23 protein-coding genes are annotated in these 22,252 nt (G+C 39.4%); 11 read left to right on the top strand and 12 right to left on the bottom strand.

The annotated features are described in order from the left end of the window. Positions 1–7 precede the first annotated feature (7 nt). From LQ203_RS13305 to LQ203_RS13265, 9 genes are all read right to left on the bottom strand, one after another. Entirely contained in the window at positions 8–1,129 is a 1,122-nt protein-coding gene (locus LQ203_RS13305; protein ID WP_230158815.1) for a glycosyltransferase, read from the bottom strand. Next, positions 1,126–2,409, bottom strand: a complete 1,284-nt coding sequence (locus LQ203_RS13300) for a hypothetical protein (protein ID WP_230158814.1) — start codon at positions 2,407–2,409, stop codon at positions 1,126–1,128. Before LQ203_RS13300 ends, LQ203_RS13305 begins: the two co-directional genes overlap by 4 nt. Further along, positions 2,406–3,683 (bottom strand): oligosaccharide flippase family protein, encoded by a 1,278-nt coding sequence (locus LQ203_RS13295; protein WP_230158813.1) that lies wholly within the window; start codon positions 3,681–3,683, stop codon positions 2,406–2,408. The genes LQ203_RS13300 and LQ203_RS13295 overlap by 4 nt, the downstream gene beginning before the upstream one ends. Before the next feature lie 53 nt (positions 3,684–3,736). After that, the gene (locus LQ203_RS13290) at positions 3,737–4,450 is read right to left on the bottom strand and encodes a WbqC family protein (RefSeq protein ID WP_230158812.1); all 714 of its coding nucleotides are present in this window, start codon (positions 4,448–4,450) and stop codon (positions 3,737–3,739) included. Then, the gene (locus LQ203_RS13285) at positions 4,451–5,077 is read right to left on the bottom strand and encodes a PIG-L deacetylase family protein (protein WP_230158811.1); all 627 of its coding nucleotides are present in this window, start codon (positions 5,075–5,077) and stop codon (positions 4,451–4,453) included. Further along, on the bottom strand, positions 5,077–6,048 hold the full coding sequence (locus LQ203_RS13280; RefSeq protein ID WP_230158810.1) for a Gfo/Idh/MocA family oxidoreductase: 972 nt from the start codon (positions 6,046–6,048) through the stop codon (positions 5,077–5,079). Before LQ203_RS13280 ends, LQ203_RS13285 begins: the two co-directional genes overlap by 1 nt. Then, positions 6,038–7,168, bottom strand: coding sequence for a DegT/DnrJ/EryC1/StrS family aminotransferase (locus LQ203_RS13275; protein ID WP_230158809.1), 1,131 nt, complete (start codon positions 7,166–7,168; stop codon positions 6,038–6,040). The genes LQ203_RS13280 and LQ203_RS13275 overlap by 11 nt, the downstream gene beginning before the upstream one ends. 101 nt (positions 7,169–7,269) lie before the next feature. Continuing rightward, on the bottom strand, positions 7,270–8,442 hold the full coding sequence (locus LQ203_RS13270; protein ID WP_230158808.1) for a glycosyltransferase family 4 protein: 1,173 nt from the start codon (positions 8,440–8,442) through the stop codon (positions 7,270–7,272). 774 nt (positions 8,443–9,216) lie between these two features. Continuing rightward, positions 9,217–9,861: an SDR family oxidoreductase gene (locus LQ203_RS13265; protein WP_230158807.1), complete on the bottom strand. Its 645-nt coding sequence runs from the start codon at positions 9,859–9,861 to the stop codon at positions 9,217–9,219. Positions 9,862–10,219: 358 nt separating this feature from the next. Between LQ203_RS13265 and LQ203_RS13260 the strand changes: the two genes are divergently transcribed. The 3 genes from LQ203_RS13260 to LQ203_RS13250 all read left to right on the top strand — a co-directional run bounded on the left by LQ203_RS13260 (position 10,220) and on the right by LQ203_RS13250 (position 12,269). Then, positions 10,220–10,483, top strand: a complete 264-nt coding sequence (locus LQ203_RS13260) for a CD3324 family protein (RefSeq protein WP_230158806.1) — start codon at positions 10,220–10,222, stop codon at positions 10,481–10,483. Positions 10,484–10,633: 150 nt separating this feature from the next. Beyond that, entirely contained in the window at positions 10,634–11,269 is a 636-nt protein-coding gene (locus LQ203_RS13255; protein WP_230158805.1) for a FusB/FusC family EF-G-binding protein, read from the top strand. A 418-nt stretch (positions 11,270–11,687) separates the two neighbouring features. Next, a complete protein-coding gene (locus LQ203_RS13250) occupies positions 11,688–12,269 on the top strand; it encodes an MEDS domain-containing protein (RefSeq protein ID WP_230158804.1) in 582 nt (193 codons plus the stop codon). 63 nt (positions 12,270–12,332) lie between these two features. Here LQ203_RS13250 and LQ203_RS13245 read toward each other — a convergent pair whose 3' ends face one another. Together LQ203_RS13245 and LQ203_RS13240 are read right to left on the bottom strand one after the other, a co-directional pair. Next, positions 12,333–12,761, bottom strand: coding sequence for a cytidine deaminase (locus LQ203_RS13245; protein WP_230158961.1), 429 nt, complete (start codon positions 12,759–12,761; stop codon positions 12,333–12,335). A 24-nt stretch (positions 12,762–12,785) separates the two neighbouring features. Beyond that, complete coding sequence (locus LQ203_RS13240; protein WP_290370583.1) at positions 12,786–13,934, bottom strand: amidohydrolase; 1,149 nt, start codon at positions 13,932–13,934, stop codon at positions 12,786–12,788. 437 nt (positions 13,935–14,371) lie between these two features. Between LQ203_RS13240 and LQ203_RS13235 the strand changes: the two genes are divergently transcribed. The 8 genes from LQ203_RS13235 (at position 14,372) to LQ203_RS13200 (ending at position 20,741) form a co-directional block, all read left to right on the top strand. Further along, entirely contained in the window at positions 14,372–15,700 is a 1,329-nt protein-coding gene (locus LQ203_RS13235) for an LLM class flavin-dependent oxidoreductase (protein ID WP_230158803.1), read from the top strand. Between the two features lie 83 nt (positions 15,701–15,783). Continuing rightward, positions 15,784–16,317, top strand: coding sequence for a GNAT family N-acetyltransferase (locus LQ203_RS13230; RefSeq protein ID WP_230158802.1), 534 nt, complete (start codon positions 15,784–15,786; stop codon positions 16,315–16,317). 19 nt (positions 16,318–16,336) lie between these two features. Then, positions 16,337–17,137, top strand: coding sequence for an amino acid ABC transporter substrate-binding protein (locus LQ203_RS13225; protein ID WP_230158801.1), 801 nt, complete (start codon positions 16,337–16,339; stop codon positions 17,135–17,137). A gap of 24 nt (positions 17,138–17,161) precedes the next feature. Next, positions 17,162–17,833, top strand: coding sequence for an amino acid ABC transporter permease (locus LQ203_RS13220; RefSeq protein ID WP_230158800.1), 672 nt, complete (start codon positions 17,162–17,164; stop codon positions 17,831–17,833). A gap of 4 nt (positions 17,834–17,837) precedes the next feature. After that, on the top strand, positions 17,838–18,605 hold the full coding sequence (locus tag LQ203_RS13215; protein WP_230158799.1) for an amino acid ABC transporter ATP-binding protein: 768 nt from the start codon (positions 17,838–17,840) through the stop codon (positions 18,603–18,605). 5 nt (positions 18,606–18,610) lie between these two features. Beyond that, entirely contained in the window at positions 18,611–19,951 is a 1,341-nt protein-coding gene (locus LQ203_RS13210) for an MmgE/PrpD family protein (protein WP_230158798.1), read from the top strand. Positions 19,952–20,053: 102 nt separating this feature from the next. Then, positions 20,054–20,551 (top strand): hypothetical protein, encoded by a 498-nt coding sequence (locus LQ203_RS13205; protein WP_230158797.1) that lies wholly within the window; start codon positions 20,054–20,056, stop codon positions 20,549–20,551. Continuing rightward, positions 20,508–20,741: a hypothetical protein gene (locus tag LQ203_RS13200; protein WP_230158796.1), complete on the top strand. Its 234-nt coding sequence runs from the start codon at positions 20,508–20,510 to the stop codon at positions 20,739–20,741. The genes LQ203_RS13205 and LQ203_RS13200 overlap by 44 nt, the downstream gene beginning before the upstream one ends. A gap of 21 nt (positions 20,742–20,762) precedes the next feature. Here the strand turns inward: LQ203_RS13200 and gltD are convergent, their stop codons facing one another. Beyond that, a complete protein-coding gene (gene gltD, locus LQ203_RS13195; protein WP_230158795.1) occupies positions 20,763–22,244 on the bottom strand; it encodes a glutamate synthase small subunit in 1,482 nt (493 codons plus the stop codon). Positions 22,245–22,252: the final 8 nt, after the last annotated feature.

Here is a 22,252-nt window from a genome sequence, read left to right as displayed (position 1 = left end):
ATACCTCCTAAGAGCATGACCCTATTTTATCAAACAGAGATAGTAATTTTCCCTCTTCATTCTCCCAATTATATTCTTGTCTATATGCAGCTTTTCCTCGTTCCCCCATGTTCGTGGCCATTTCAGGGGATTCCAGTAAATAAACCGCTTTTTGAACCATTTCATCCATATTTAATACATCGACCGACACTCCACATTCCCATTTATCCAGTACATCTTGAATAAGAAAATCAGAAACCATAAATGGAATGCCAGCGGCCATATATTCAAAACACTTTGTTGTTTTACCACCCATGAAATTAGGATCAGGGACTAAAAATGCCATACCTACATGTGCTCTCTGAATCGATTCAAACGCTTTATCAAAAGCCATTGCACCCTCCAGACTGATATGATCCTCCAAGTTGTTTTTAAAAATGAAAGTGTTCAATTTTCCGATGTATTCTTCACTGCCCGTTCCAATAATCTTCATGTGAAATTTCTTCTTTAAATCCACTAATCTTTTTGCGAGAAGCAGCATGGTTTCCCCGCCGCGTATATCTGAAATGCCCCCTAGATAGATAAAGGTAAAAACATCTTCTTTTGCTTCATTTTCTTTCATAAAAGGGACTTTCGGGTAATTATACACGTCCATTGTTGGGCAGGTTAGGAATCGATAATCCTCTTTATACGTACTTTCTGCAAACACGACCCCGCTGCATGCCCTCAGCAATTGTCTCTCCAAAAAACGATACATGCTCAATGCAAATTCGGGGATTTTTTTTCTCATAAGGACCTTTGGTACATTTTCATGCATGTCATAAACGATGCCCGGATGATAGCTGGGAATCCATCTGATTATATTCATTAAAATGAGCAGCTCTGGATCATGAAACTGAATCACATCAGGTTTATCTTTCTTGATTTTCTTATATAAAGGAGTCCACGTTAACATACGCTTTTTTCTTGATTGTTTAGCTAACAGTTCCACTTCTATATTGGCTGGAATATTACCTGGCAATAGATTATTTTCAATCGCTATATGTTTCACCTTGTACTTTCCTGTTTCTCCATGAGAAAATGCTTGGCGAAAATAAATCCTCGTATCATTCCATGGGTGCACAGAACTAATATTATAAAATAACTTCATCTGTTATCTCCCTTTTGTGAATCTGACCCTAACAACAAATACATGATAATGAAAGTAAAAACCATCCCACCTGTCACGAACGTTGTTGTAAGCGCAGTATCCGCTAAACACCATGCAGGTACAACAAACAGGATTATGCCAACACCTTGCCACTTTTCGTTTTGCGTCAGGCTATCATAAAGCCATAATACCGCTGCTAAGATCCCTGTATAAATCAAGAATCCAAGATAACCGAAATTAGCAAAAGCATCGGCGAACATATTCGCATTGGCTGCCATTTCAGGTCGGCCAAAGTACTCTGTACCGATAATATATGGCGGACTCCTGTCATAAACAGGATCTATGAATTTTTCAAATATACTATACGATAGCAAGGCTTTTGGATGAGTTGAAAAGAAATCGATATAATAGGTTGTCAGCAAACCCGGTGTGATGATCATCCTTCTGGCAAACAAATTAGATAAATATGTCTGATCAAGGATAAAATCCAGAAAAATGCTGATGCCTAACAACGAGCAAAGGCTCAAGCAAAAATACACCGCGAAATTCCGGCCCTTATTCTGAAACGCAATAAATACAACAATTAACAAAAAGGTCGATAAAAGAGTCGATTTCAACCCGTTTGCGGTGTATAAAAGGTATTGTAACGCCAGTCCGATAAACACATAGACATATTTTTTTTTGCATAAGCCAATGGTCACGATAAATGGATTACACACTTTTGCAAGCCACTGGATAATATAGCCGGCCGCAGGGGTTAGTTTTGTTCGAAAGGATAATCTCTTATCATAGATATCCTCAGAATCTATAGGGGGCTTTAGACTAAATCCACCCGAAATCTTGAAGATGTAAAGAAAAAAAATGAATAGTGTTACAACGAAAACGATTTTTAATAGACCGATATTAACATTAGCAGGTGTAATCTTCATCGTTGGCAATCGATTTACATTTCCAATGATAAGTAAACAAAAACACAAAAGAACATTCGTATATATAAAATCAGGCTGTAGCGTAAATAAATAATTTGGAACCCATACTACCGGTATATAGACAATAAAATATAAAATCCAGAAAACGAGTTCCGACGGCTTATCCAGATCCTTTTTTATGAATATGGCTGGCAATATAATTAAAAACATGGAAATTACTATCATGACTGCACTTGGATGTTGTCGATATATATATCCCATATAAGCATATTCAGGGGAAATAAAGTAAACGTAGGAAATATCGAGTAACCAGACGTATATTCCTACCAGACCCATTTGAATCAGCTTCATTTTTTTAGGTTATCCTCTCGATCTATGGAATGTATCGCCCTATAGCCGAGGAGAGCAAGAAAGTAGTAACTGGCCCCCATACAAATGCTATAGTATAAAATGGCTGTTTCAGCTGATCCCCCAAAAGTGAAGATGACCAGTACTCCAATAGTTGACAGCAACAGCCTTGAAACGTCCCATAAAAGCTGAGTCTGCTGTTTATTGACTATATACAATATTTGGGAAACTGGTACAACAATCACTTGACACAGAAACATAAATGACATCAACCTCACATATTCACCGGAAACACTCCACTCTTCTCCAAAAACAAAACCAAAGAGCCCTGGGGCTATCCACGCTAAAAGTATCAGTGACGGTATACCTGCCATTGCTAACTTAGTAATGATGCTTCTATATAATTTCAAAACTCTTCCAGGCTCATTCTTAATACTTTTAACTACTTCGGCGTAGAATACTGTTGAAATACTCGCTCCCACCAATGTAATGGGTAAACCGATCGTTTTTGAAGCCATGGAAAAATAACCTGTCACTTCGGGTCCGTATAGACGCATTAATAACAAAAATATGATTTGCATAGATAAAGAACTTAAGAGTGTCGACCATGTGGAGTATTTGGCGAATTTCTCATATTTTTTAAGCAAATATCCGATTCTCCTATAGTCCACTTTTGGCCAATGCATTTGCTTTAAGAAAAATCGCCATATATACGCAAGTGATATTCCTCGTCCAATCATATCTCCCGCTATTAAACCCATTCCTGGAGTGATATGATTAACCGAAATAAGCGAGAACTGACTAATCACATTACTAATTGATTGCAGCAGTTTAGAATGGGTTATACCTTTAAACTTATCTTCTTTTACCATCCAGTAAATCAACACTTGGTAAATCCCGGCAAAAAACAGACCACTTGAAAGCAAAAGGTCATTCATCATCGAAGTTTTAATTCCGTATAATTGAAATAACGATAAATTAAAAAAGCTAAAACTCATATTCAGGATACAAACAACGGCAATCGTAAACATACTAATGTACAGTATGTGAATTGTATTCTTATGGTTTTTTTCTAAAGGAATCGCCTTTTCTAAACAAAGAGATGCAAATGACATGAGAATGGCCAAAAGGGAAGTATAGGCTGAAAACACACCAAAATCTGCTGGTTTATATATTCTTGTTAATACGGGCGAACTTACAATGATAATCAGCTGTGCAAGTGAATTTCCCGTTAATAATACAAGTATTTTATTGATAAAATCATTTTTTATTTTCATATTCTCATACCACGCCACATCTCTATTTTATATACTTACGTACATTGTTCAGATTAGCTAAATCGATCTTTCGTTAACGTTTCTTTTATTTGATCGGTCGGATAGTACATAATCCAGTCAAGAATCGATAGATTTTTTACACACTCTTTCTCATTTTTCACTTCATACACGGGATGAATGAAATTTTGATAGACTACCTCGATCCCTTCTTGCTGAAATAATTCCACTTCCAAATAATCCTTACCGCTTTTCCCGCTTAAATAGCATGTACCGCCAGTTTGCTTAAGTAAGCTGACTAATCTCTCTGTTTTTCCAAAGGATGTGTTAAACTCAGTGGAAAGTTGTGTCTCTCCTTCATAGTTTAAATAATGTAAGATCAATTCAATTAAATGAATATTTAAATCGACTAACAAAGCCTGTTCTTTTTGATATGCTTCTTTCAGCATCGGGAAAAAGTCGTGAAAGTACGGGGCTTTTTTATAAACTTCTGAAATTTGTTTCAAATGATTCCTTTTCCATTTTTGGTTGGGGGAATGATAACTGATTAACTTTTCATGTAACATTTCAGGTTTTTTTTGAAGTGGCACCGTTAGCCTGGACTTTTTTCCATCCCCACCAAGAATATATGTTTTATTTTGAAAATTACTTGAAGAGTATTTCACATCTGTCAAATATATGAATACATCAGATTGGAAAGCTTTATGAAAGAAACCGATCCACGGCAGGAAATTAGGTTGGTGAATGGTGACGATCTTCGTTTTTCCCACCTACAAAACCTCTTTTGAAAAAATTAATAGAAACGTTTCCGCGTATTTACAATTCACTTGGGAACCTCTCCAACTGCCAATGTGCTCTGCATTCACTAAGTAATGACCCATATATCCGATTAACTGCGATTGAAACAAGGAAATCATTTGTTTTTTATCTTCCATGAATTCTGTAATATCACTATAAACATTGGGATGAAATTGATTGGCCGCGATGTTATTGTTTTGGTTGATTTGTTCGAATTCATATAACGTAAATTGTTTTTTCCTGAAGCAGCTTCGTACGACCTTTGCTAATTTTTGATGATCTTGATGACTGTCATTCATCCAATGTGTGTAGACTTCGTCTGGATTCACCTTTTCAATGATCGTATCGAGTTCTTTTATTAATGTATGTAATGGAATATCCTCAACGTTATGTCCCTCACAATGCTTAGAGAACTGTACCTCATATCCAAAATTGATAGCTGACTCGATGGACTCTTGCTTCCTGACATCGATATTGGAAGGGATGGAGAATATGACGTTGATAATTTGATGGCCTCGGCTCATTAGCTTACGAATTGTACCGCCCATACTAATTTCTGCATCATCTGGGTGTGCTGTTACTAATAATATTTTTTTCATCATGTTCCTCCATTCAATGCCTTTTCAATTATAGCTATCGCTTTAAGTGTTAGGTTCTTTTGTTCTCTGTACGCTGTTTTGTTTTTTGTTAATATCCATTCGGATAATTCAGTGATTTCATAGATTAAACTATTCTCTTTAATAGGTATACTCAACGTTTCTTCCGTGTTATTTTTGAGATTGTGGAAACTGATTTTTCGAATCTTATATAACGAATGAAGCCTGACCGTTCCTTCCTCACCGTAGATTTCCGATATGGAATCACATGTTAAATGTATTTTTGAAATCAACATCGTCAAGTTAAACTCTTTATATTCAAAAATGAGCGTACCGCCTAAATCCATTTTTTCTACGTTCATTTGTTTAAAATAATAACTGTTAACCGGAACTCCAAATAATTGAAGTGCAGCATAAATGGGATAAATTCCAATCGTTCTTAATGTGCCTCCACCATGATTTTCATCAAAAAGTGGCGCTTTTTCTCCATTCAATAAAGCCAAGTACTGCTTCGTGTAGTTTTGATACTTTAGGGTTGCCCCATGAATTTTCCCTGCCTTTTTAATGACACTTTCCAAAATACGGAAGTTAGGTTCGTAAATAGATTGTATGGCCTCAAATACAAACACATTTTGTTTATCTGCAGCATGGAAAACCCGATTTGCTTGCTCGACTGTCATAAATGCCGTTTTTTCCACAATCACGTTCTTCCCATGCTCAATAGCCTTCATCGCATGCTCATAATGGTAAGCATTAGGAGTAGCAATATATACAGTATCCAGCTCCTCATCTTCATAGGCGTCACCCAAAGACCGATAAGCTTTTGAAACTCCTTTATCTTTTGCAAGCTTCTTAGTGCAATGATATCTTCTTCCCCAAATCCCGATTACTTCTCCATTGGAACTTTCATTAATGGCATCAATCATTGCACAGCTAATTCTACCCGTCCCTATTATGGCAATCCTATTTTTCATCGTCATTTTCCAGTACCTGTTTGCATGTCGTCACAATGTATGTCAAATCCGCTTCAGACAGTTCCAAGTGACATGGTAACGTAAAGTGCGATTCACTAAATCTCTCGGCATTTGGGAGAGAGACCTGAGCATATTCATCACGCAATGTCGGCTGTAAATGTAACGGGACTCCATAACAATGTCCCGTGCTTATATGACGCTCCTTTAAATGCTGTTGAAATTTCTCGCATTGCTCTTTGTTTTTAGACATGACGATAATTTTATAATACGTTGAGTCATTGTGATCGGGCTCCGCTTGGAAATATAGACCATTCTCCCGGAAAACATCTTCTAATTTCTCTTTATAATAATGGAAGATATCCTGCCTCGAGTGAATCATCCCATCCGCTTCCTGAATTTGCAGGTAACCAAGGAGTGCATTAAATTCGCTTAAAAGCATGTCGCTGGATAGCACTTGATTGATGGCGCCACTTTCATTTCCGTGGTGCCTCAGCAACTCACAGTATTTGCTTAAACGCTCATCATCCGTTGTCATGACACCTCCCGTAGCACTGGTTACAATTTTAGTGGGATACATGGAGAATACCCCGGCATATCCAATTGAACCGGCCTTATATCCATTTATAGTGGCACCAAAAGCATGGGAAGCATCTTCGATTAGATACAGATTATTCTCATCGCAAAACTCTTTCATTTCAAAAATATTACTAGGGATCTTACCGGCAATATACGTAATGAGGACAACCTTCGTATTGGGGGTCACGGCGTTCTTTAAACTATTAAAATCTAAATTGAAATCGTCTAAATTAATGTCACAAAGAACGACTCTTCCTTTCGCATTTTTCACCGCATACACGGGTGAAACGAACGTATTGCTCGGCATGATCACATCTTTGCCTTCAACATCCAGATACTTTAAAATCACTTCAATGGCGGCTGTTGCACTAGAAAGAGCGACCGCATACTTAGATTTGCTGAATTGTCTGACGCCTTCTTCTAATTTCCGAGTGTAATCCCCTAGAATTAACTTTCCGGAATCCAAAATGCGCGGAAGGTTTGTCAGATATTCTCGTTTTACCCAATCCGTTATCACCGGCTTTGTATTTACGATATTCTCCATATAACCCCATCCTTTTCCATAGTTAGAAGGTCGACAGCCAATTAAATGCGAAGCAGTCTAACCCAACCATCAAAATGAACACCTTCTGACTTCTTGAATATTTATAGAGTGTTACCGACTAAATCTGACAGCGTGGTTTCTATTTTCGACACCAATTTCGTTTTCTCATGATTGAGGGCTAACTTTTTTATGTTTTCTTGTATGTCCATAAACATCTGTTTGTCACTTTTCATGGTTTTTACATACGCCGCCATTTTTGTTAATTCACTATAGTCAAATCCGTGTCCTGCATGATATTTTGTCATGGCCTCATGCTGCCAGCCTTTATAGTTTATTAAGGTTGGTTTTCCGGCTGCCCAAAAGTCAAACAGTTTATTTTGACTATTCCTGTTTAATATTTCATTATTACGTACAAAACACAGACCAATATGGCATATGGCCATTAATAAGTACGCTTCTTTTTTAGAAACCTGATCTAAGAAAATAACGTTGTTTAATTTTTTGCTCTCTTTTACTTGAATTAACCGCTCCTTTTCCTTTCCATCCCCTACAATTAGATAAACAATATCAGGGTCATCTGTCTTTTCAGCAAGTTCTAAAATATAATCGATATTATTGATAAATCCTAATGTGCCCGCATATAAACAGATAAACTTCGCCTTCAAACCTAATTTATCCAATGCTTCTTCTTTAACTTCTGAACAAATTTGAGTGAAATGGTCAATATCCGCAAAGTTAGTGACCGTCGATATTTTTTCCTGTTTAACTCCTTTATTCAATAAATCTTCTTTCATGCCGGGCGAAAGCACGATGATTTTATCAGCTGCCGAATAAATCATGCTTTCTAACGCAAATAAAATTCTTTTCAACCATTTATTTTTTATAATTCCCATCGCAATGGGGATATCTGGCCATAAATCTCTTACTTCAAATACAAATTTGCATCGCTTCACCTTAGCAAGAAGCATTCCTATTAATCCAATTGTCAAAGGAGTCGAGGAAGCATAAACAACGTCTATCCCTTTCTCCTTCACCCCAATAAAAAAACTTTTATACATATAATGAATAAAAGATAGAATTCTTTTCATATAACCAAATTCTTGTTTATATTTCGTTTTGGTTGATATAATCTTTATTCCCCTACAGGGATCTGTTTCATTTCCGGTAATTATGGTGACTTTATTATTTTTGGAAACCAAAAAATTGGCAATTTCATAGGATCGAGTACTTCCTTTATTGGTATTGAAATATTGATGCAAATATAGAACCTTCACTTCATCACTTCCTCTAAAACTATGTTTTCCGCATACAGGTGTCCATTTCCCAATATGCACGATGATTTACAGGTGAATGTTTAGCCGTATGGCGTTAACGTTCACCCCCAGATAACAAATGTACCATTTAAAAAGTCGAGCCTTGTCCCTGTTTTAGCATGGAGCGTTTCAATTTTGAATCGCTCTAATAAATTTGCAACGCTAATATTTACACTTGTTTTTCGTAATATACGAACGTTTTTTCCGACTCCCCCCCTTCTGTCTTTTCCCTTTACCTTGGCATTTCTTTTGAATAAAAAACTGAATATCTCTGTTCAATCAAAATGTCCTCTTTCATGAAATGGTTTTGACAAACTACCGGATACCGAACAGTATGTCCTGGCGATGTGTCTACTTCATTTCCATAAATAGTGTATGAATTTCAATATGCGACTACATAAAAGGTTAAGCTAAATTGCATGGGAAAAGGGATGTTTGTGAAGTGCAAATTGGCACGAATTGCGAGTTGGCTCCTGGAATCGATATGTAGTTCAGGAGTGGAATATAGAAAGCGAGTTACCCTGTGGGGAAATGTCTGGATTGGCGGGAGGGCCATTATTAATCGGGGAGTAACAATAGGGAGTCATACCGTCGTCGATTAATGTGCCGTCTTAAAAAAAGATGTTCCTTAAGAAGTTGTTGGTGGTGGCAAGCGTTGTGTCGTCAAGCATATTGAGGGAATTAAAAAGCAGAGCTCACTCATCTCCCGAGTGGCCCTGCCTTCATTTTTTCATTTTAAATTTCCCTTAATGCTTCTGGGATCGCTGTTTCTCCAGAGATTAAATCAAAAGAACGCTTGTAGGTATTTTCTTCGGTCAATGATGCCAAAATCGTTTGGGCCACATCTTCCCGTGAAATCGGACCTCGTTCCAATGCTTCGGCTGCGGTCACTTTGCCCGTTCCCGGTTCGTTCACAAGACCGCCCGGCCGAATGATGGTATAGATTAAATCGCTTTGTAACAATGCTCTATCCGCATAGTGCTTGGCCACATAATACGGTTTAATGGCTTCATTCCAGTTTTCCCGATTATTGGCCTGGAAAGCACTCACCATGATGAATCGGTTGATGCCCAAATTTTCTGCTGCTTCAATCGTTTTAACAGCACCATCAAGATCGATCAAAAGTGTTTGTTCTGCACCAGTGCTCCCTCCGGATCCTGCTGTAAACACGATTGCATCACAGCCCTTTGCTGCATTTACAATCTCTTCCACTGTGCCCGTTAAACTGACGACTGTGGATTCAATTCCATTTTTCTCAAACTGCTTCCTCTGTTCTTCTTTGCGAATCATTGCTCGCACACTATGCTCCTGGCTATCTTTTAATAAATCTACTAGGTGTTTGCCGATCTGCCCATTTGCTCCAACTACGAATACTTTCATTAAAGTCAGCTCCCATGGTTAGTTTTGTTTCATACAAATTATTTCATGTACTTAGATCATTATCAAACAATCAGCCCGTCGTCGATTCATCGTCTTACATTGGAAAAAGTTTGGCAATCACCCTTTTGTATTTTATACTAATGATAATACGTGTTCTTCAAGACACAAAGGGGAGGTGTAAAGATGGCAGTTCCTGTATTAATGCCACCTTCTGCAGCGTCTCATGCAAAGCCTATTATTGGAGGCGATACTTTGCATGGGGTTAAATTAAGCTAAACTCAATCGCCCTACTTATCATTTCTAATATTCGGCTTTGCACCTTATTTCATTCTAAAAAAAGAATAAGGGGCTGGCAGAAATGAACTATGTAAAAGCAACGGCCGTTTTGCCTGAAAAACTGATCGTTGAAATCCAAAAGTATGTGCAAGGCGAAACCATATATATCCCTAAACCTGAAAAAACCCATCACAAATGGGGGACCTGTTCGGGTTCAAGGGGACTGATCGATGACCGAAATGCCGCTATAAAATCTGCATTCAAAGACGGGCAAACCATTCATCAATTAGCCGAAGAACATTTTCTCTCCGTGGAGACCATCAAGAAAATCGTTTATTCTAAATAGGATTAAATGGAGCACTGATAATGATATCAGTGCTCTTTCTATGTCGAGTACGTTTCTTAGTCGTTTTCCCCCTTTTAATGAGGATGCATTTTCTGTAAAGTAAATAAAAACGTAATATGTATCGCAGCAACAGAAACAGGAGTGAAGAAAATGGAACCTTTTATCAGAAGCGAGCAGTATAACTTCATTAAATCTCAAACACAGATTCTCATAAATGGACATGCGACTGCAAACGATAAGGATGTGATCCACACCCTGAAGACAGTAGCCAAAGAAAGAGTATTAAGCCTATTCAGTGACTTGAGCGAAGAGCAAAAGCAGCTGTTGGATCCTGTTGATACCATTAAAGATCCCGCACAAGCCGACGTCTTACTCTTGCAGGTAAAGCCCTATGTGATCCCCTTTAAAGAAATAACCGAAAAAACGATAAAAAAGGTATTTCCTAAAGCGAAGAAATTAAAAGCCCCTTTGTTGGAAAACATCGATTTGAGAGAGATTTCATACTTGGGATGGGATGATGGCGGATCAGGAAAGAAATTCATCATCGCCTATCACCATAATAAACTCACCGGTTTGAATGGTACCATTAAACCTTCCAACAAAAAGGGAATTTGCGCCATTTGCAGTCGTTTTGAAGAAATAGGGATGTTCATGTCTGAAACAAAAGGAACCGTCCAAGGGACATTCATTAAGAAAGGGAATTATATTTGCCTGGATAGTATGAAATGCAACCAGAATATAACCACTTTAGATAAAATGAATGATTTCATCGGGCGTCTGATATAGTATGAAAAAGCAATCCTTCATCATTGATGGATTGCTTTTTCATTGTTGTACCTTTACTCCCTTAAACAAAAGCCAAAAGGTTAATGATAGCTCTTACTCCAGGATTGGCTATTGCCAAGGAGAATAACGTTTTGTAGTCGGTATGGTTCGGCAGGAGCAAGAACCCTAACTCTAAGTCTCTGGAATAATAAAGTGGCGCAATTTCTTTATTAAGATGAATCAAAAAGAGCTGTGTGGATTCCCATTTACATGATTCGAATCAAGAAATCGGTAAAAACCTGCAGACTTCTAAATTACGAACCGGCAAAAGATACCGGCAGTTGAGATAATCTTCTTCTGCGCTAAAAAAATTATCATTTTGCCCTGCTTATAGGATTTAAGTATAATTGAAGAGATACATGAAAGAAGGATTGATATATTGAAAAGCAAAATGAATCAGTTGTTTAAAGACCAAAAGAGCGTTCATGTGCTGTATTCCTATAATGAAGCAGAAAATTACCTTAAGCAGGTTTTGAATTTTATCCAAGACGGCGTCGCGGCAGGAGATTACGTCATTCTTATTGAAAATGATCGTTTATATCCCATTATCCACAAAGAGCTGAGCACGCGGTTGACCAACGATCAAATGAAGTTCATTCACTTTGTAAACAACTTCGATTTCTATTGTTCAAGCGGAAGTTATCATCCCCCTGCGATCGAAGAATACTTTAATAAAATGGTACAGCCCTATGTGGAAAATAAGATCTCTTTCCGATCTTGGGCACATGTGGAGTGGGCAACCATGGAAGAGCCCCTGCATATCATCGAAGATTTCGAGAGAATAGTAGACGAAGCTGTAAACTTGCTGTCGTTTCCCTTAATTTGTGCGTACGAAGGACACAAAATGCCAGACTACCTCGAAAAGATTTTGATGGAAACACATCCCTATATTCTAAACGATAATGATTTTATCGTATCCGAACAATACGTGCCATCGCCTTCGACCGTTATAAAAAAATAGACCACACGCGTAGGAAAACCTCCTACGCGTGTTTTTTTTCGTCGTTGAATGATTGAATGTCCATTATGAATTCCTCGTATATTTCAGCGGGAGCAATTCACTGATTTCCGTCTTGATTGTTTCCCCATCAACATTCAGTATGACAAAGCAGTCTTTTGCATAATCCGAGATTAATTCACGACACATCCCACATGGACTAACAACTTTTAAAGCCCTATTTTCTTCATCAGAATAAGGATGCTTAACCGCCACGATCGTATCAAATTCCTTTTCGCCTTCCGATATGGCCTTGCCAATCGCAATGGCTTCAGCACATACGGTAACCCGGCCAATATACGCTTCAATATGTACGGCATCCACTATTTTCCCTGACTTCGTTCTTAATGCCGCACCAACATGATGCTTATTTTCCTCGTAAAGCTCCGTAATTTTTGCACTTGCAGCCGCTATTAAATCATGATCCGCCCCATTCAATGGATAGGTTTTGATGATAGTACCTCCTTCTCTTCTACTACTTTATTTAGGGATTTTTTTTAACGCTTCTACAGCCAATAAGCGGAAATAAGAAGCGGCAGGAAAAAGTGCCGTTTCATCTACTATAAACTTAGGATGATGGAGGTCATACGGACCGCCTGAACCTATCATTACGAAAGCACCTGGTATTTTTTCTTGGTAAAAAGCGAAGTCTTCCCCTATGGAGCTAGCTTCTAACGTTTTTGTCGTGTAACCGGCTGTGTCTCCGACCTGAAGCGCCAAATCTGCCCACTCAGGCGTATTATCAACTGATGGGGGGCCTGGATGCCACGATAATTCAACGTTTGCATTGAATGTTTCACTTATACCGTGTAGGACTTGTTTCATACGTTTCTGAATGAACTCTCGTTGGGTTTTACTGAATGTGCGGACGGTTCCTTCCATATATGCACTATCTGGGATAACATTCCACGTTGAGCCACTATGAATTTGAGTGATGCTCAAAACAGCGGACTCTTTTGGTGCCACATTTCGGCTGATGATGGTTTGCAACGTTGAGATAATATGTCCTGTTATGATAATCGGATCATTTCCCTCTTCCGGTTTGGCCGCATGTGAGCCAGTTGCTTTAACATGCACTTCAAAGCGATCGACACCCGCTGTCAGTGCGCCATGTTTTGTCCCTAACTCCCCAACTTTCAACGTCGGATCATTGTGAAGACCAAAAATCACATCCACATCATTCAACACACCGGTTTCCATTAAAGCACTTGCACCATGCCCCGTTTCCTCCGCAGGTTGAAATATCAAACGAATCGTTCCGGACAGAGCTCTTTCTTCTTTTTTTAATAAAAAAGCAGTCCCCAAAATGACAGAAGTGTGAAAATCATGACCACATGCATGCATTACGCCTACATGCCTTGAAGGGAAGTCCACCTCAGATTGCTCCAAAATTGGTAAAGCATCAATATCGGAGCGAAGTGCTATCGTAGGTCCCGGCTTGCTCCCTTTTATCTCAGCTACTACACCAGTTTTTAATGAAAAATCAAGGATCTCAATATTTTGAGATTGAAGTGCATCTTTAATTTTTTTTGTCGTTTCAAATTCTTGGTTTGATAATTCAGGTGTCATATGAAGATCACGCCTGAATGCCAATAGATAATTTTCCAATTCTACATTGCTTATAGTCAACGGTTGTCCATCTCCTTAAAAACCCGAATATTAAAGAACGAAAGCTAACGGAATATCAAATGAAGCACTATCGATAAGCTATTTGATAAACGTGCAAAGGATGAGTTCTAATTTAGGTGGTATCGTAAGCATCATAACAATGAATTCCCAAAAATGAAAAGTGTTTATTTTGAATATTTTAACATTGACATTTTATTATACAAGATGCTACCATTTGAAGTAATTTACTATATTAGATTAACGTATCAATTCAAAAAAGGAATAAATTATTACGGTAGAAAAAAAGGAAAGACATACATACACATTGTCGGAAGAAACCCTCTTCTAAACTGGAAGCGGGTTTTTATTTTAGACTTAATTCATAGTAAACCAGTAAGGATATTAACATTATAAATCCACTGCGTTTAAAAGTGAAGACACAAAGGAGCAATTGACACATGAAAAAGAAAACAGTAAAACTTGGTGTATTTTTGGCAGGAACAGGACATCACGTAGCTTCATGGAGACATCCTCACGCCAATCCGAAAGCCAATATGAGCATCGATTACTTTAAGGGTTTGGCGCAGACTGCCGAAAAAGGTTTATTTGATTTATTATTTTTGGCAGATAGTTTATCAGTTGCAAAGGACTCGCATCCTAATATTCTGACTCGATTCGAGCCATTGACCCTGTTATCTTATCTAGCCTCGGCGACTTCCAATATTGGTTTGGTTTCAACGGCCTCTACCACATACGAAGAACCCTTTAATGTTGCTAGAAAATTTGCTTCTTTAGACCATATTACCTCCGGCCGCGCTGGATGGAATGTTGTCACAACGTCCCTTGCCTCTACTGCTGTAAACTTCAATAAATCAGAACATTTAGAACATGGTCTTCGTTATAAAAGGGCGACTGAATTTGTTGAAGTTACCAAGAAATTGTGGGACTCATGGGAAGACGATACGTTGGTTATTGATAAAGAAACAGGACAATTCATTGATGAAAGCAAGTTTCATGAAATCAATCATCAAGGTGAGTTTTTTTCTGTAAAAGGACCATTAAATATTTCTCGCTCACCTCAGGGGCATCCGGTCATCGTACAAGCAGGCTCTTCTGGCGATGGGCAATTGCTTGCAGCTAAGCACGCAGAGATTGTCTTTACTGCCCAGGAGAACAAGGAGGACGCGATTTCTTTCTACCATGAATTAAAAGGTCATTTGGCCGCTTTTAATCGGGAGAAAAGCAGCTTGAGTATTATGCCAGGTTTATTCCCGATTGTGGGACAGACCGAGAAGGAAGCCCAAGAAAAGTACGAGGCATTGCAGGAGCTGATTATTCCCGAAATAGGATTGGCTGTTATGGGAAGGTATTTTGGAAATGTGGATTTTTCGAATATCCCTTTGGATACACCGTTTGCTGATATTTCGTTACCAGATAATGTAGATAGCATCCAAAGTAAATATGATTTGATCATAAAACGGGCGATCAATGAAAATTTGACGTTACGTCAGACATATCAGTGGGTTGCTGGATCACGTGGACATCATATCGCGATTGGAACACCAACGCAGATCGCGGATAAAATTGAAGATTGGGTGAATGGAAATGCAGCTGACGGCTTTAATATTATGTCAGCCCTATTACCTGATTCTTTAACAGATTTTGTTGAACTTGTTGTCCCTGAACTGCAATCAAAAGGGATTTTCCGTACGAAATATGAAAGTAACACATTACGAGGGAATCTTGGCCTGGATAAACCGGTCAATCAATATTCTCATAAGCTTTAAAACATCAAGCACCTGGCGGATAAATTCAAATAGACAGAATCACCCAGCCGAAGAGGAATTAACTAGAGCATAGGAGGCGCAAGATGAGTCAAATCTTTCGTGAAGTACGTGTAGAAGATGTCGATAAATTTCTTCAATTAACATTGGATGCTTATGCAAGTATTAGAGAGTTGGATATTCACTTTTCTGCGGCAACGGCCACAAGAGAGGAAGCAATTAAGCATATATCCGAAAATAAGGTGTATGTTCTGGAGGAAAATGGGACATTCATTTCCACCGTATCAATTCGGTTACCGTGGGGCCCCAATCCTGGCCCGCTTGTATTGCCACACATAGGCTGGTTCGCTACAAACCCTGCATATAAGCGTCAAGGCATAGGCAAAAAAGTTCTGTCATGGCTCGAGGAAGAAATTTTGAAGAAGCAACTGAGAGCCCCCGCGGTTACACTTGGAACCGCGGATAATCATCCATGGCTAAAAGAAATGTACGAAAATAGTGGATTTGAAGAAATAGGTCAAAAAGATTTAGGCAAAGGTCATCTCACAATATATTTGAGGAAAATCTTGTTACCAGGACAATATCAAGCTTGGACTGAAAAACATAATCAAACTATTTAAAAATCGGAGGAAAATAACGATGAAAAAAATACTTTCCCTTGGACTCTCTTTACTTTTCATATTAGTACTTGCAGCATGTGGCAATTCAAAACAAGAGGATACGGCCAAGGATTCCGAGCAAAAAACAATCAAAGTGGGGTCAACTGGCCAAAGCTATCCAAACGGTTATCAAGAGGATGGTAAATTAATAGGTTTTGACGTAGAAGTTACAGAACGCATAGCTGAGGATTTAGGATACAAGGTAGAGTGGGTCACTTCTGATTTCAGTGGGATAATGGGGCAATTGGGATCAGGTAAATTAGACACCGTTGCGAATGCGGTTGCTATAACACCAGAACGACAAGATCAATTTAATTTTACAGAGCCATATAGTTATTATGGTGCACAAATCGTATCAAGCACAAAAAACAATGATATTAAAAGTTTGGATGATCTTAAAGGCAAAACAGTTTCCGGTGTGTTGGGGTCTAATAACGTTGCGAACCTAGAAAAATATGATAAAAACGGCGATATCAAAATACGAACCTATGAAACTCGGGATGGCGCAATGCAAGATGCCATTAACAACCGTGTAGATGGATATATCAATTCCCGCCCAATCCTAGTTGCAGAAATAAAGAAAAATGATCTTCCGTTAAAACTAGTCGGTGATCCAGTGGCCTATGAAAATGTAGGATATCCATTTCCCAAGACAGAAAAGGGCAAAAAATTAAATGAAGAATTCACGACAGAAATAAAAAAACTAAAAGAAGATGGTACATTAGCGAAGCTATCCAAAAAATATTTTGGTGAAGATATTACCACGAATTCCGGCGAATAAGCATAGCGGAGGTTTTAAAGCATTATGAATTTTGATTTACAATATATGTTGGAAATTTCCCTACAAATCGCAAAATTTATTCCGATCACTCTGGTTTTAGCCATCATTTCGATGGTTTTAGCCATTATTATCGGACTAGTAGTAGCCTTAATAAAAAATAGCAATATTTTTGGAATCACCCATTTGGCAGGCTTATATATCTCTTTATTTCGAGGAATGCCAACATTGGTACTATTATTCATCATTTACTACGGTTTACCACAGTTATTCCCATCGTTGTCAACGATGGAAGCACTCACGGCGGCGATTATTGGATTTAGTTTGAAAGAATCCTCTTATTTAGCAGAAATTTTCCGAGCTGGATTGAACTCCGTGGATAAAGGGCAGATGGAAGCTGGCCTTGCAACTGGCATGAAAAGAGTGCAAATTTACTCGCGAATCATTTTACCACAAGCTGCTTTAAATGCATTGCCAGCAACAGGGAATACATTTATATCTTTGATTAAAGAAACGTCCCTTGCCTTTACATTAGGAATTACGGAACTATTTGCAGAGGGAAAAATGATTGCATCCGCTAACATGCGCTTTTTCGAGACGTATTTGGTGGTTGGCTTGATTTACTGGCTATTGGTTATTCTTTATTCTTGGATACAAAAATATCTGGAAATTTGGCTCAGCAAACCACTTAGAAGGTGATCATATGATAAAAGTAAGAAACTTAACCAAGCATTTTGATGATAAACAAGTATTGAACGATATTAACTTGGATATAAGAACTGGGGAAGTTGTCGCCATTATTGGTCCATCTGGTTCTGGAAAATCAACGTTATTACGCTGTCTGAACTTGTTGGAAAAGCCCAACAGCGGCACCATCGAAATCAAGGATGTAAAATTGGATACCCAAAAATATAAAGAGAGAGACGCGTACCAATTAAGACAGCAAACAGCGATGGTATTCCAACACTATAACCTTTTTAAAAATAAAACAGCTTTAAGAAACGTGATTGAATCTTTGCTTGTCAGCAAAAAGATGAAAAAAGAGGAAGCCATTCAAATCGGCGTGGATTTATTGAAACGGGTCGGCTTAGAAAAACAAGCGAAACAATACCCCGCTACCTTATCTGGTGGACAACAGCAGCGTGTTAGCATCGCTAGAGCATTAGCGGTAAAACCACATGCCATTTTATTTGATGAACCTACCTCCGCTCTAGATCCCGAATTGGTTAATGAGGTTTTACAAGTAATACGGGAGTTAGCGAAAGATGATACCACAATGGTGATCGTGACGCACGAAATGCAATTTGCGAAGGAAGTGGCTGACCATGTCATTTTCATGGCAGATGGACATATTATCGAACAAGGCACCCCAGAACAAGTAATTGAACATTCTCTTAATCCGCGAACTCAGCGTTTTTTACGGCAAATGGGAGATGAAACGGACGGAGCTGCCAGGCAAAAAAGGATGTGAAGTGTATGAACACGGAAAAGTTATCTGAATTGATTTATCATTCCAATCCGTTGGTAAATGAAGAAGTACTACAGGCTGCCATCGAAGGACTTCTAGATTATCTTGCTGTTTCCTATCAAACAAAATCCGAAAAGGAAATTTCGATTTTAAAGCAAATCATTTTGGAAGAAGGCGGAAATGGGACGAGTTACTTGATTGGAAGTCACATACATGCAACAAGATCCCAAGCAGCACTCTTCAATGGCTTTCAAGCTCATTTACTAGATTATGATGATGTACATTCAGATGTACGAGGTCATCCAAGCGCAGTCATTTTGTCTGCTTTGTTAGCAGTTGGAGAACCTGAAATGCCTGGGAAACGTTTTTTAGCTGCCTATGTGGTTGGTGTGGAGATTATGGCTCGGTTTGGAGAAGCTATGAACCCATATCATTATACAAAAGGTTGGCATAACACAGCTACACTTGGCGTAATAGCTGCAGCTGGTGCGGTTGCGTATTTACGGGAATACTCACCGCGCTTAATAGCTGAAACGATGAGTCTTGCTGCTACCCAATCGGCGGGTCTCCGACTCCAATTTGGTACCGTGATAAAGCCGCTCCATGTAGGGATTGCTGCCAAAAACGCTGTGGATTCCGCAGATTGGATTCGGATGGGATTACATAGCAACCCCGACTTTTTGAACGATAAGAATGGTTTCTTTGAGGTATATGCAGAAAATGGAGTTCCAGATTTGACGGCGAACTGGGGAAAGACATGGCGGATCGTAACACCAGGATTATGGTTTAAACAGTATCCTTTTTGTTCTGCTGCGGCACATGGCGCTGATGCAGCTGTCTTTTTACATAAGGCGTATGATTTGTCGGAAGATGACATTGAATCCGTGAGTGTTTGCTTTCCTCCAAATGGTGATTCCGCTTTAATTCACCATAACCCATCGACTGGTGAAGAAGGAAGATTTTCGATTGAGTATATTGTATGGCTCGCGCTAACAGGCAAACCCCTGACCTTTGCTTCTTTTGAATCGAAACCGATCCCCCATTCATGGAGAGAACCCTTTCAAAAAGTAAATAGAGAGACGGATGCAACGATCAAGCCTTCCAAAGCAGCACTCCCAGTGGGACGATTTACAATTGTGACCGTGACCACAACGAATGGGGATGTACTTTCGAAACGAATCGATACACCTAAAGGAAGTCCTGGGAATCCATTAACAAAATCCCAGCTAAAGGAAAAATTGCTTAAAGCCGTCGGAGATGAAGGAGAGACAGAGAAAATAATAGCAGCTGTCCATGCACTGACTCACACATCACTTGGTGTTTTTCAAAAAGCTGACTATAGAAGCTGACAGATTGTAAATAAGGCGAACAGTATTTATATACTGCTCGCCTTATTTGTATATCATCCTAATCTATGATGTCCTTTTTCTTTAGCACGGTATCCTTTACTCGTGAGTTTCGGTGCTTTACTCGTGAATTTCGGCGTTTTACTCGTGAGTTTTGGCATTTTACTCGTGAGTTTTGGCGTTTTACTCGTGAATTCGCATTTACTCTTTAGTTTCGGCGCTTTACTCGTGAGTTTTGGCATTTTACTCGTGAATTCGCATTTACTCTTTAGTTTCGGCGCTTTACTCGTGAATTTCGGCGTTTTACTCGTGAATTCGCATTTACTCGTGAGTTTCGGCGCTTTACTCGTGAGTTTTGATCATTTACTCGTGAGTTTTTGGCGTTTTACTCGTGAGTTTCGGCGCTTTAATCGTGAATTTAGGTGCTTTACTCGTGATTTTTGGCGTTTTACTCGTGAGTTTCGGCGCTTTACTCGTGAGTTTTGGCGTTTTACTCGTGAATTTAGGTGCTTTACTCGTGATTTTTGGCGTTTTACTCGTGAGTTTCGGCGCTTTACTCGTGAGTTTTGGCATTTTACTCGTGAATTCGCATTTACTCTTTAGTCTCGGCGCTTTACTCGTGAGTTTCGATCATTTACTCTTTAGTTTCGGCGCTTTACTCGTGAGTTTTGATCATTTACTCGTGAGTTTTGGCGTTTTACTCGTGAGTTTCGGTGTTTTACTCGTGAATTCTGACCATTTACTCGTGAATACCACATTTCCAACTACAAAAAAGAAGCACCATAATCAATGATTATGGTGCTTCTTTTTGCAATTATGGCAATACTGATGCGCCCATCAAGTAGCGGTCCACTTCACGAGCCACTTCTCGGCCTTCATTGATCGCCCAGACGATGAGGCTTTGCCCTCTTCTTGCATCTCCGGCAGCGAAAACGCCTTCGACATTCGTTCTGTATTCGCCATAGACGGCATCAATTTTTTGATTGACCGTTTCTACTCCAAATTGGGTCAATAGCGGTTGCTCTGTCCCCTCAAATCCGATTGCGATGAAAACGAATTGTGCAGGCCATACTTTTTCAGTTCCTGGAACTTCCCTGAAAATGTATATTCCATCATCGCCTTTGACTTTTTCCATTGAGATTGTGTGCAGTTCTTTAACGTTGCCATTCTCATCCGCTACGATTTTCTTTGTTTGGATTGAATATTGACGCGGATCGGCACCGAATTTCGCTTCCGCTTCTTCATACGCATAATCAAGGGAAAAAACATTCGGGTAGGCTGGCCACATATTATCAGATGTACGGGCCGTCGGAAGGATGGGGTGCTTCCCGAATTGTACGACGCTCTTACATTCCTGGCGAAGTGCAGTCGCTACACAATCCGCTCCTGTATCCCCCCCGCCAATGACGATGACGTCCTTACCCTTTGTGTCTAAAAACTTGCCGTCTTCAAAATTGGAGTCCAACAGGCTTTTAGTGGAGGTCGTCAAGTAATTCATTGCAAGGTGGATGCCTGATGCCCCACGTCCTTCAATTTCCAGGTCACGCTGCTTTTGGGCACCTGTGCAAAGGATGACTGCATCATATTGTTCTTGCAGTTCTTCGGCTGAAATATCTTTGCCTACTTCTGTATTGGTAATGAAATCGATGCCTTCCTGGGTCAATAATTTGATTCGGCGTGCAACGACATCTTTTTCAAGCTTCATGTTTGGGATGCCGTATGTCAACAGCCCGCCCGCACGGTCAGCGCGCTCATAAACCGTGACCGAATGACCTGCTTGATTCAACTGATCGGCACTCGCCAATCCTGCCGGGCCTGAACCGATGATGGCAATTTTCTTGCCGGTCCTGCTTTCAGGAATGCGTGGCGTGATCCAGCCATTTTCAAATCCTTTATCGATGATGGTCCGTTCAATGTTCTTGATGGTAACGGCAGGATCGCTTATCGCTACCGTACAAGACCCTTCACAAGGGGCCGGGCAGACGCGCCCGGTGAATTCAGGGAAATTATTCGTTTTCGATAAACGGTCCAATGCTTCTTTCCATCTGCCGCGGTAAACCAAATCATTCCACTCCGGGATCAGATTATTAATCGGACAGCCCGTCGTTACCCGGTTCAATTCCATGCCCATATGGCAGAAAGGGGTGGCGCAGTCCATACACCGCGCTCCCTGTGTACTTAACTTTTCATAAGAGAAAGGAGCTGTATACTCTCTCCAGTCGCTTAAACGAGTGAGAGGATTCCGGTCTTTTGGTTTTTCTCGCGGATAATCCATAAATCCTGTTGCTTTTCCCATCTTTCTCT

The sequence above is a fragment of the Peribacillus sp. Bi96 genome (assembly GCF_918698115.1).
GTDB lineage: Bacteria > Bacillota > Bacilli > Bacillales > DSM-1321 > Peribacillus.
This window is presented reverse-complemented; position numbering and strand designations above follow the sequence as displayed.